The sequence below is a fragment of the Paenibacillus nuruki genome (assembly GCF_001721045.1).
Taxonomy (GTDB): domain Bacteria; phylum Bacillota; class Bacilli; order Paenibacillales; family Paenibacillaceae; genus Saccharibacillus; species Saccharibacillus nuruki.
This window is the reverse complement of the sequence record NZ_MDER01000086.1, coordinates 427,489-440,307: the sequence shown is the minus strand read 5'-3', so window position 1 is coordinate 440,307 and position 12,819 is coordinate 427,489. Positions and strand designations below refer to the sequence as shown.

The 12,819-nt window shown below is 40.7% G+C and carries 8 protein-coding genes; 6 read left to right on the top strand and 2 right to left on the bottom strand.

Annotated elements, in window-relative coordinates:
• Positions 1 to 29: 29 nt before the first annotated feature.
• The 4 genes from lacZ (at position 30) to PTI45_RS21980 (ending at position 8,215) form a co-directional block, all read left to right on the top strand.
• The gene (gene lacZ, locus PTI45_RS21995) at positions 30 to 3,113 is read left to right on the top strand and encodes a beta-galactosidase, LacZ type (protein ID WP_069329716.1); all 3,084 of its coding nucleotides are present in this window, start codon (positions 30 to 32) and stop codon (positions 3,111 to 3,113) included.
• Positions 3,114 to 3,331: 218 nt separating this feature from the next.
• Complete coding sequence (locus PTI45_RS21990) at positions 3,332 to 3,952, top strand: VC0807 family protein (protein WP_241669411.1); 621 nt, start codon at positions 3,332 to 3,334, stop codon at positions 3,950 to 3,952.
• 125 nt (positions 3,953 to 4,077) lie between these two features.
• Complete coding sequence (locus PTI45_RS21985; protein WP_069329715.1) at positions 4,078 to 4,626, top strand: MOSC domain-containing protein; 549 nt, start codon at positions 4,078 to 4,080, stop codon at positions 4,624 to 4,626.
• Positions 4,627 to 4,762: 136 nt separating this feature from the next.
• Complete coding sequence (locus tag PTI45_RS21980) at positions 4,763 to 8,215, top strand: DEAD/DEAH box helicase (RefSeq protein ID WP_069329714.1); 3,453 nt, start codon at positions 4,763 to 4,765, stop codon at positions 8,213 to 8,215.
• A 50-nt stretch (positions 8,216 to 8,265) separates the two neighbouring features.
• Here the strand turns inward: PTI45_RS21980 and PTI45_RS21975 are convergent, their stop codons facing one another.
• Positions 8,266 to 9,330, bottom strand: a complete 1,065-nt coding sequence (locus PTI45_RS21975; protein ID WP_083243678.1) for an HD-GYP domain-containing protein — start codon at positions 9,328 to 9,330, stop codon at positions 8,266 to 8,268.
• Between the two features lie 486 nt (positions 9,331 to 9,816).
• On the opposite strand from PTI45_RS21975, the gene PTI45_RS21970 reads away from it, so the two are divergent.
• Complete coding sequence (locus tag PTI45_RS21970) at positions 9,817 to 10,605, top strand: SDR family oxidoreductase (protein WP_069329712.1); 789 nt, start codon at positions 9,817 to 9,819, stop codon at positions 10,603 to 10,605.
• A 19-nt stretch (positions 10,606 to 10,624) separates the two neighbouring features.
• Here the strand turns inward: PTI45_RS21970 and PTI45_RS21965 are convergent, their stop codons facing one another.
• Positions 10,625 to 10,948 (bottom strand): MGMT family protein, encoded by a 324-nt coding sequence (locus tag PTI45_RS21965; protein ID WP_069329711.1) that lies wholly within the window; start codon positions 10,946 to 10,948, stop codon positions 10,625 to 10,627.
• A gap of 305 nt (positions 10,949 to 11,253) precedes the next feature.
• Here PTI45_RS21965 and PTI45_RS21960 point away from each other — a divergent pair, with 305 nt between their 5' ends.
• The gene (locus PTI45_RS21960) at positions 11,254 to 12,765 is read left to right on the top strand and encodes a methyl-accepting chemotaxis protein (protein WP_069329771.1); all 1,512 of its coding nucleotides are present in this window, start codon (positions 11,254 to 11,256) and stop codon (positions 12,763 to 12,765) included.
• The last annotated feature ends 54 nt before the right edge of the window (positions 12,766 to 12,819 follow it).

Genomic DNA, 12,819 nt, shown 5'->3' with positions numbered 1-12,819 from the left:
TAAAACAAAGAAAAGTCGGGGGTATGGACATGAACCAACAAAAGCCTAGTTTAGACTGGTTAACAGATGTCAGTGTATTTGCTGTAAATCGCTTGAAAGCGTACTCAGATCATAAATATTATGCAACGTTAGAAGAAGCACAGAAACGTGGCGAGATGAAGCTTCGTTCTTCTTTAAATGGAAATTGGAAATTCAACTATGCAACGAATCCAAGTACTCGTCCACAAGGATTTCAAGAAACAGACTTTGCTTGTGACGGTTGGGGAGATATTACAGTTCCCGGTCATATCCAGTTACAAGGGTATGGACAAATGCAATATGTAAATACGATGTACCCGTGGGATGGTCACGAAGATCTGCGTCCATTATTCACTTCTGAGACGGCTACCGTTGAAAATAGCCTTTCCACACAGTCTAATCCTGTAGGCAGTTATGTGAAGTACTTTACAGTACCTCAACATTTGCTAGAGCGCTCTTCAGGAGACAAGTCACCTGTTTATATTTCATTTCAAGGTGTTGAGTCTGCATTTTACGTATGGTTAAACGGACAATTTGTGGGATATAGCGAAGATAGCTTTACGCCAGCAGACTTTGATCTTACACCTTATCTACAAGCGGGTGAAAATAAATTAGCAGTAGAAGTCTACCAACGCAGTACTGGTTCTTGGTTAGAAGATCAGGATTTCTGGCGCTTCTCCGGTATTTTCCGTGATGTGTATTTGTATACTGTACCTTCTGTACATGTACGTGATCTGCATGTGAATGCTGGATTAGATGATGCTTATACGCAAGGTCAGTTGTCGGTACAATTAACGTTAGAGCAGACCGTTGGAGCGAAAGCGATTATTGAAGTACAAGATGCTACCGGTACAAATGTAACTTCACTGGAAGCACAATTTGTAGATGGCAAAGCCAACCTTACAACAACGATCGATAGTGTACATACATGGAGTGCAGAACATCCTTATCTGTATACGTTATTGATTTCTATCTATGATGAAGCAGGTAACTTGGTAGAAGTGATTCCGCAAAAATCAGGCTTCCGCCGCTTTGAAATGATCAACAAAGTCATGTGCTTAAACGGTAAGCGTATTGTGTTCAAAGGTGTAAATCGTCATGAATTCAATGCTCGTACAGGACGTGCGATTACAGCAGAAGATATGTTGTGGGATGTGCGCACGATCAAGCAAAATAATATGAATGCTGTACGTACTTCACATTATCCTAACCAGACGCTCTGGTATGAGCTATGTGATGAGTATGGTCTGTATGTGATCGACGAGATGAATCTAGAAAGTCATGGTTCATGGCAGAAGATGGGTGCTGTTGAGCCGTCTTGGAATGTTCCTGGTAATTTGCCAGAGTGGCAAGATATCGTAATGGATCGTGCGATCTCGATGGTGGAACGCGATAAAAACCACCCTTCGATTCTGATCTGGTCTTGTGGTAACGAAGCCTATGCAGGAGAAGTCATTTTGAATGTATCTAATTACTTCCGTGAAACAGATCCTACACGTCTTGTTCATTATGAAGGTGTATTCCACAACCGTGATTATGATGCAACCAGTGATATGGAAAGCCGGATGTATGCTAAAGTAGCCGATGTTGAAGAATACTTGAATAACAATCCACAAAAGCCGTATATCAGTTGCGAGTATATGCACGCTATGGGTAACTCGGTCGGTGGCATGTCTAAATATACGGATTTGGAACAGAAATACGAAATGTATCAAGGTGGGTTTATCTGGGATTATATCGATCAAGCGGTGATGAAAGAAGATCGCTATGGTAAAGAATATTTAGCATTTGGTGGCGATTATGATGATCGTGCTACAGACTATAACTTCTGTACCGATGGTATCGTCTACGCAGATCGTAAAGTTTCACCTAAAATGCAAGAAGTTAAATTCCTTTACCAAAATATCAAGCTTTTACCTGATCCAAGTGCGATTACAATTGTGAACGAAAATGTATTTGTAGGTACAGATGCGTATAACCTTGTCTACAGCTTGCACCATGAAGGTGTAGAAGTGTACAGCCATACAATGCCAGTTCAAGTGGATGCTCAATCCCAAGCACGTATTGAATGGGTATTGCCAGATACGCATACAGCTTCAGGCGAATATGTGATTCATGCATCTCTTGTATTGAAAGAAGCTGAATTATGGGCAGATGCTGGGTATGAAATCGCATTTGGACAACATATTTTCCACGTGGAACCACAAGAAGTAGCCGTCTTGCCTACAGGTACATTACGAGTAGCACATGGTGATGTGAATATCGGTGTACACGGTACAGGATTTAGCGTGATGTTTTCTAAAGGAGCAGGTAGCTTAACTTCTCTACGTTACGGTCAACGTGAAATGATCTCTACACCACCAGCACCGTTGTTCTGGCGTGCAACAACAGATAACGATAAAGGAACAGCTAGAGGATTCCATGCAGGCAACTGGTTCGCAGCTAGTCTTGCTCGCCAATGCGTAGGTATTGATGTGAATGAGCAAGCCGATCATGTGACGGTAACTTTCCATTATGGATTCAGTATTCATGCGGATTTGAAAGTAACGACAACATACACCGTATATGGAGATGGAAGTGTTAAAGTACAATCCACATACAATGGTGCTACAGGACTTGCGAATCTACCGATCTTTGCATTATCGTTTAAAGTACCGGCAGATTATGATCAATTAGACTGGTATGCTATGGGACCGGATGAGAATTACAGTGACCGTGCTTTTGGAGCTCGCTTAACTCATTTCCAGAATCAAGCATCAGATAATGTATCCGGTTATGTTGTTCCACAAGAATCGGGTAACCGTACGGGTGTGCGTCGTGTAGATATTACCGATCAACGCAAACAGGGTATTCGAATTACAGCGCCATCAACTGCACCGGTAGAATGTAATATTTCACCGTATACGGCGTTTGAATTAGAAAGTGCATACCATCAATATGAATTGCCAAATGTGTATTACACAGTCGTTACAGTCGCTGGTAAGCAAATGGGTGTAGGTGGTGATGATAGCTGGGGTGCTCCTGTATTAGATGAGTATCAGATTCCTGCGGATCAACCGTTAGCCTTTGAATTTACAATTCATCCACTGGTATAAATGAATAGAGTATAATCACAAGACTTTCCTATCCGAACGCACATGTTCTGGATCAGGAAAGTCTTTTTTGTCTATCTAGAGGTATACGTCAAAACTAACCGTGCGATAGAGTTTATTTTTTGGCAATCATGCTAAGATTTAATGAAGAGATGAAGCGTAGAACAGACCGGAATATCATCTGTACAACTCAACATCATATGATCAGAGGAGTGGTAATCATGCTTAATATGTCATCGCGCAGTTATATTATATTCACACTTGTTATTAACGGTTTAATTCCGTGGGGCGTATATGTGTGGCTTTCCCCGTATGTAGGAGGTTTGGCTGCGTTGTCGATTGCGACCTTGATTCCTTTAGTGGATAATATCTTTCATTTTGCTAAGCACCGAACACTCGATGTGTTTGGAGGTTTAATGTTAATGACCTTTATTCTTTCCTTTGTGATGATCTTGTTGGGTGGCAGTGAGAAGATTCTTCTTTTGCGAGAGTCGATGATTACAGGTGTGGTAGGTATCGTCTTTCTAGGTTCATTATGTGCAGGCAAACCGCTTATTTATTATATCGCTAGTCGTTTTGCGACTATTACTCATTTCGAACAAAAATGGGAATATGCTTATTTTCGCAAAGTCATTCGAAATATAACGTTGATCTGGGGAGTTCTTCTGGTGCTAGAAGCTTGTACTAAAATAGTCATGGTCAACGAACTCAGTGTCATGCAGGTGCTTGCCTTATCCAGTATCGTATCTTATAGCTTTATCGGTGTAGCGATTGGAGCAACGATACTTTATCGCCGTAGATCAGCAGTTCATATGAAGCATCTACAACAATCAATGTCTTAAATGATCCCTATAAAGAAGTCCTTCATCGTTGAAGGGCTTCTTTTTTAGGTGTATTTCCTCTATGATATTCACATTGTATATACAACAAAGATCGCATGACATGATCTACTTAAAGGAGAACAACTATGACCGAGCAGATTATCACAGTACAACAAGTCTTAATAGCAGATACGCCTAAAAGCTTTATCACTAGAGAATTACCTTCGATCGCTGTTGAACTGGCAGGTATTCCGGGAGATCGCCATTATGGATTGTTACGTCCTGCCGATTCCAGACAGAAAATATATAAAAAAGGCACAATGATTGCTAATCGTAGACAGATTAGTATTGTATCTTATGAAGATTGTGAACAGATTGCGATACGTATGAAATTACCAGAAATAAAACCCGAGTGGTTAGGAGCCAATCTGATGATCCGTGGCTTCGATCAGTTGACCCATTTGCCAGCAGGAGCACGATTAATTTTCCCTGATGGTACAGGTCTAATCTGTGAAGGGGAGAATCTACCATGTATTTTTCCGGGTAAAGTGATTGAAGAGGTATATGATATTCCCAAGTTACGTTCCAAATTTGTACCTGCTGCCCGCAAAGCAAGAGGTATTGTCTGTTCGGTAGAACGAGAAGGTAGGATTGCTCAAGGCGATACTGTGCAGATTATTACTGCTCATTTATAAAAAAACATAACTGATTGTGCTATGTAAAAATGACTTTTGATTGGACAGGAGCGCTCTTATACTACTAAGCGCTTACGGTATACTATAGAAATAACAACGATAGACCTGAACTACTTTCAGCAAGGAGGATGCCAACGTGAGTACCGAACTTCATTTGCCAACTATCGAATTATGGTGTGGAAAAACTGCTTTTGCTAAAGGGAAATCGTATTACCGTAATGGTAAAGTATCCTTTATTCAGTATGATCAATCATCTTCTGTGTACCAAGCCATTGTACATATTCGAGCGAAACTGACCGAGCAGGTTTCTTTAAATATAGATGAAGAAGGGGAAGTGTATGCTCAGTGTACTTGTCCTTCTTTATCCTCTTACGATCATTATTGTCAGCATATAGCGGCTGTATTGATCCATATCTATTATGCGCATCAGCAAGGGATTGTGCCGATCTTAATAGAGTCAGCGGTGAAGCCACAAGGGTTATCGATCGAACTACAACAAGAGATAGACCATCAGCAGGAAGCAGAACAGCTTATACAGCAACAGCACGCGGATGCCGCGCAATTAACACAGCATTTGTTATCTTTATTTGCTGACAAAAAACAGCGTCCTAGTGGCAGTCGAGCCTACTTTGAGACGCGCACGACTCTTCAAGTGGAATGGATCTGTAAGCCAATTGCTTATGGTAATCGACAATATCGTATTGGAATAGAAATGAAAATAGGACCCAAACGTCTGTACATTGTGCAACAGTTTATCGAATTTTTGGAACATGTGAAGCGCCGGGAAAGTTATTATTTTTCCAAAGCATTTACGTATGATCCTGAATTGCATAGCTTTACCCGTACAGATGACCGTCTTATTCAGCATCTACTGGATATTATGCAAGAAGAACAGCAATACGGAAGCTGGGAATCACAGGGTGTTGTAGCAAGGCAAAATCCTCGTCTGTTATTAATTCCCGCATCACACTGGCAGGAGATATTGAAAGAATTGTCTCAAGCTTCTTCTACCGTATTGGAACATACAGGTCAGCAATGGGGAGCGGTCGTATCCAGTGAAGAAGCATTGCCGATTCAATTTCAACTGGATCGTCATGAACCATTATCAGCCGATTCAATCAACTCTTCGCAGTCGTTAAGTGCACCACCTCGTTATGAACTGCATGTAGAAGGTCTAGAACACCTTATTGTCATGGAATGGTATGAAACGGTAATCTCTTATAGTCAAATTATTCATGTGCCTGAAAACGAGTGTCAGCGTCTGAGTGAGCTTCAATCGGTATTGCAAGCTTCACCACAATATCGAACACACCAGACAATGACGATCCCTGAAGAACAATTAGAACCTTTTATCGAGCAAGTGATTCCCGGTTTAATGACATTAGGTCAAGTTCATATGACCCGTGCAGTCTCCGAATATATTGTACGCACACCGCTTCAAGCACGATTGTATCTAGATCGTGTACGTGATCGTTTATTAGCAGGCTTAGAATTCCAATACGGACAAGTCACGATCAATCCACTGGATATGCAAGGAACGCAATTGCCTGAAGGGCAGATTTTGTTACGAGATGGGAAGCAAGAAGAAGAGATTATGATGTTGCTAGATGAAGGTTCTTTTGTACAGACAGAAGGCGGGTACTTTTTGACCGATGAAGACGCTGAATATGAGTTTCTTTATCATCTGTTGCCCCGTTTAGAAAAGTGGGTCGAAGTCTATGCTACATCAGCCGTCAAAGCCAAATTATACAATCCTTTGTCTGCACCCAAATTAAAAGTAAATACCGATCCTCGTCATGATTGGCTAGAACTGACTCTAGAGTTAGATGGGATAGCAGAATCTCAGATTATTGAAGTGTTGAACTCCTTAAAAGAACAACGACGCTACCATCGATTACCTAATGGCTCACTGTTACCTTTGGAACAACAAGAATTTCGCAAAATTATCGCTTTTATTCAGCAAACGGGTATGGCGAAGTCGATGCCAATGGATCAGTATCTGATCGACCTTGAGTCCAGTGAAGAACAGACCGGACAGTTGAAGATGCGTATGCCACTGATGCAAGGGTTAGCAGGGTTGGATCAAGAATCGCAAGATGAAAGTGTGCAGTTTGGCAAATCTTTGCGATTATTATTGGAAAATATGCGTAATCCAGATCTACGGGAAGAAGCTGTACCTACGCATTTGATCCCTATTTTGCGAGATTATCAGCAGTATGGTTATCAGTGGATGAGAACACTGGCTCATTATGGATTCGGTGGTATTCTGGCGGATGATATGGGGCTTGGGAAGACGTTACAAAGTATTACTTTTCTAGCTTCAGTCTTATCGGATATTCGGCAAAGTGGCAAGCCTGCATTGATTGTCACTCCGGCTTCGCTGATGTACAACTGGCAACATGAGATTCGGCGGTTTGCGCCCGAAATGAATATTTGTCTGATCGATGGTACCAAAACGGAACGTAATCGGCGGTGGTATCAATCGCTAAACCCTCAGACCAGTGATCAACCTGTAGTTGATGTGATTATCACATCGTATCCATTACTGCGTCGTGATCTAGAACAAGCGCACCATTCTTCTTTTCACACGTTGATCTTGGATGAAGCGCAGACATTCAAAAACGATCTCACGCAAGTGGCGCGAGCAGTGAAGCAGATTCAAGCTCAGTATCGCTTTGCATTAACAGGCACACCGATTGAAAATTCGATCTACGAATTATGGGCGATTATGCATGTGGTATTCCCGCAGTTGCTAGGCGATAAAAAGTCATTTGCTGATCTCTCCAAAGAAGTAGTTGCGAAGCGCATCCGTCCTTTTGTATTACGACGATTGAAAAAAGATGTGCTGAAAGAATTACCGGATAAGCAGGAGCATATGCTGGTGTCTGAACTTTTACCAGAACAGAAAAAACTATATGCCGCCTATCTAGCTAGGCTACAACAAGATGCACTGAAACATCTAAATGACAAAGCAGTTCCGCAAAATAAAATCAAAATTCTAGCCGGACTTACCCGTCTACGTCAGTTGTGTTGTCATCCGGCGCTATTTATCCAACAGTATCAAGGTGGGTCAGCCAAGCTGGAACAGCTGTTAGAGATTGTGGAAGAAAGTCTGGATGCAGGTAAGCGATTATTGATCTTTTCTCAGTTTACCGAGATGTTAGGGATTATCGGTCGGGAGCTTCAGCAAGCTCAAGTTCCTTATTTTAATCTGGACGGAAGTACACCTGTAGCGGAACGTGTAGAACTCTGCAATCGGTACAATGAAGGAGAGCGAGATATCTTTTTGATTTCGCTCAAAGCAGGAGGCACAGGGCTGAATCTGACAGGAGCCGATACGGTGATTCTATATGATCTATGGTGGAATCCGGCGGTAGAAGAACAAGCCGCCGATCGTGCACACCGAATGGGTCAGCAAAATACAGTGCAGGTCATTCGCTTAATCGCGCAAGGTACAGTCGAAGATAAGATGTATGAATTACAGCAGACCAAAAAGCATTTAATCGACGAAGTGATCCAAGCTGGCAATGATCAACCCGCCTTAACAGCGTTAACCGAAGAAGAGATTCGCCAGATCTTAATGATCTGACGAATCTCTTTTTATAGTTAAGTGTGTATAACTTTAGTTATAAGCAATCATTACGTATGCATGTGCGTGTTCAGACCTTCTACACCTGCAATCACAATCGAGTGATGAGCCAGTAGATCCAGATCATACGGAGAAGCTAACCGCTCGCCTGCTTCGTTATAAAGAATCCGAATAATAGGGCGCTGAGTAATCGACTTATGAATATGAACAACAACACCTTTAAGACCATTGCTCAAAACCACCGTAAGACCGATCGGATAGATCGCAACACGACTTTTGAAAATTTCCATCATGTACTTATCATACATTGTTCCATAGCCTGCATATAAGACTTCCAATGCTTGATGAGGCAGTAGAGCAGAGCGATACACACGACTTGTCGTCAATGCATCATAAGAGTCTGCAATAGCGATCCATTTCGCATAGTCATGAATATCGGGTTCTGTAATTCCGCGCGGATATCCGCTTCCGTTCAATCGTTCATGATGTTGATAAGCACAATGTGCAGCAAGAAGAGGAATACCAGGTTCATCTTTTAACATTTTGAATCCGTATTCCGTATGAAGCTTAATTTCTTCATATTCCAGATCGGTGAGTCGTTCAGGCTTGGACAAAATAGAGCTAGGTATTCTGATTTTGCCAATATCATGTAACAGTGAACCAATACCGAGAACATGCAATTCTTCTGTGGAGTATCCGTGAACTTTGCCAAGTAAAAGGGTATAAATACATACATTTAATGAATGATGATACAAATATTGATCTTTGACATGAATGTTCATTAACATGATCATCACTTCAGGATCGGTACTGATATCATTAAGGATAGAATCGACCACTCCTGAGAACGATCGTCCAATTAAAGGATAATTCTTTTTCTGAGCTTGAGGATCAATCAGACTGCGAAATCCAACCTGAATTTCTTGTAAAGCTTTGCGGCGTGTCTCCGAAGTGATAATATCTTCAACCACGATATCATCAGTGTCAGCATCTTGAATATAGACATAATCTAGACCATGATTATGTAGTTTACGAATAATTCCGTTGGTTAATTCAGCATCTACAGAAAGGAGTACGACTCCTTCATCATTGTATATTTTTTTGGCTAATCGCATTCCCGGCTGTAGGGAGGTAACAGGTATCAACCTCAATAGTAGTCACTTCCATCTATAATAGTTTAAGGTAACAATTCCACTTAGCTTATTAAGCGTAGAGTTTATAGGAGCGTCTTATTGAATCGTTCGACAATCATAATAAACAAGGTTAAAAAAACCTCGAACCAGCCGGATGGGTAAGTTTTCTTATGTTATTTCGGTTCGTGTCTATACGATGGAAGTATAATTTCAATAAGTGATACGTAATATACCAAATATGATAAAAGAAAATCACATTGGATTCCGCACAAAATGGGTATACTCATTATATCGACACTTCACACTTATTTAATAAATTATGTAAGCAAATTTGTGAGAAATTATAAAAAATAGTTCAAATTACAATTAAAAAAGTTTTTCACGAAGCTACATGAATTATATAGGGATTTTTTAAAATGAACCAGAGAGATTATGGAAATCAATCACACAATTTCAGGAGGTTTACACATGGATTTAGGATTGCAGGGGAAATCTGTATTTGTTGCGGCGGCTAGTAAAGGATTAGGCAGAGCCAGCGCACTAGAATTTGCCAGAGAAGGAGCAGAAGTGACGATTGCTAGTCGTGATCTTGAACAGTTGCAACAAGCAAAAGAAGAGATTGATTCAGCAACAGGCGTAACAGTAGATATTGTACAACTGGATGTAAATGATGCTACACAAATCAAAGAAGCCATTGAACAGACGATTACACGCAAAGGTCGCTTAGACGTATTAGTGACCAATGCAGGAGGACCTCCTGGAGGAACATTTGCAGATATGGAAGATGAGCAATGGCAACAAGCTTTTGAGCAAAATCTGCTGAGTACTATTCGCTTGATCCGTGCCGCTTTACCTGCACTACAAGCAAATACAAGTGGACGAATCGTAAATATTGCTTCTTCCTCTGTCAAACAACCGATCGATGGCTTGATTTTATCGAATGTATTTCGTGCCGGTATTCAAGCATTGACCAAGACACTTTCTTCAGAATACGGGTCAAAAGGGATTCTAATCAATACCGTCGCACCCGGACGTATCGCTACAGACCGTATTATCGAACTAGATAGCAAACGTGCCCAATCTCAGCAGATATCTGTTGAAGAATTACAAGCGCAAGCTAATGCACAGATTCCACTTGGTCGAATGGGTACACCCGAAGAGTTCGCACGAATGGTTGTCTTTTATGGTTCTTTTGCAAATACGTATGTCACTGGACAATCCTTAATTGTAGATGGAGGAACCATCAAAGCTATATAAATAGAATATAAAATATGGATCAGATATCCGTAGATTCTTTATATTCGTAACGATACAGGGAGAGATCGATTATCGGATGGAGACCAAATGAAATTCCTTCTTCTTCAAGTAACATCTGCTGAAGAAAGCGAGATTCATCGTCTGCGATAGCGATCTCTCCTTTAATATTCACCACTCTATGCCACGGAAGATGATGCTTCTCGCTCATCGAATGTAAAATGCGTACTACTTGTCTAGCTCCGCGTGGACTTCCTGCTTCTGCCGCAATCTGCCCATAGGTCATCACTTTTCCATAAGGAATAGCTTGAATAATATGAATAACACGTTCAGTAAATGGTTGCATATAATCCTCCTATATCATTCTCTTGTATATAGTTATTAAATAAGTAAATTCCCTCAGGTCTAAATACAGACACCAAAAGTCGTTTTTGTCTACATAATATGTCGAAAATTGTAATAAATACACTTTTTTTATAATAAAAAGATTGATTTTTAGATATAATGGGTATAAAGTCTTATACAATAAGAGAGTCAAAGGTACGAAATAAAGAATATAAGATATAAGAAAAAAGTCGTGTTTTTGCTGATATTTATCATTGTTCATCAAATTATATATATATGTAATCTAAAGGAGACCGGAAAATGTCTATTTTCTCACCGAAAAAATCAAGTCTTTCGCTTCATTCCCTTGTTGAAGAAAGCCAAAAAGTTCTAACCCAAATTGATCAGCAAAAAGAATTACCACAGTTAAAAGTAACTGACGCTTCACCTGAAGTACAAGCATTGGTTACCCATATGAATCAAGCGTTAGAAACACTATACAATCAGAAAAAAGATATTTCACTACGTTTGGATCTAGTGACTGAAGCGATTCAAGTCGGATTATGGGATATGAATGTCGTTGCTGGTGATCCAGTGAACCCAAGTAACAAATTTACATGGACAGATGAATTCCGTCATATGATCGGCTACCGTGACGAAAATGATTTCCCGAATGTATTAGATAGCTGGGCATCTCTACTTCATCCTGAAGAACAACAATTTGTACTAGATGCTTTTGCAGCACATTTACTAGATCACTCCGGTCGTACTCCTTATGATATCGAATATCGTCTGAAATTGAAAAATGGACAATACCGTTGGTTCCAAGCTACAGGTACAACGATTCGTGATCGTCAAGGTGTGCCTTTACGTGTGGCTGGAGCTCTATTCGATATTCATGACAAAAAGTTAAAAGAACAAGAGTTACAAGCGCTTGTTACTCGTTATGATCTGATTAATAAAGCATTGATCGAAGCACCGTGGGATATGGAAGTGATTGCAGGCGATCCAGTGAATCCCAATAATGCATTCTGGTGGTCCCCACAATTTCGTTCAACACTGGGCTTCCAAGATGAGAAAGATTTCCCTAACGTATTAAGCAGTTGGAGTGATCGTCTACATCCTGAAGATAAAGAGTATTCTTTGAATGCTTTTGCAGCCCATTTGAATGATCATACAGGACGCACACCATTCGATGTAGATTACCGTTTACAGTTGAAAAATGGAGAATACCGTTGGTACCATGCAGGTGGCGCAACGATTCGAGATAGCAAAGGATTACCGGTACGTGTAGCAGGAACGATTCGCGATATTACGTTTGAAAAAAATAAAGATATCGTTGTGGAAGGCATGAATAACCGTATGCAACAATTGTCTCAATCGATCAGCGAAATGACAACAGCTATGGCATCCGTATCCGAACAAGCGCAAGAAGTGGCTTCGGCTCAAGAGAAATCGACTGAAGCCGCCAATGAAGCGAAAAACAGTGCAGACGAAACCAAAAACATTTCTACCTTTATTCGTGAAATTGCGAACCAAACGAATTTGTTAGGACTCAATGCAGCGATCGAAGCCGCACGTGCTGGCGAATTGGGTATGGGATTTGCAGTAGTCGCCGATGAAGTTCGTAAGTTAGCGGTAAATAGTGCTTCTGCTACCGAAAATATCGAAACCAGCTTAAGCGATATGAAAGAATTGATCGAACAGATTCTAGAGCATATTGGTAATATGACGACGATGACACAGACCCAAGCCGCGTTAACTCAACAGGTAAATGCGTCGATGGATGAGATTAATCATATGGCAGAGTCTCTTGTTGATTTTGCGAAACAAATTTAAGTGTAAAAAAGTAATCAAAGAGATAGTTGCAGAAATAAGCTAGAATGAGGGGTT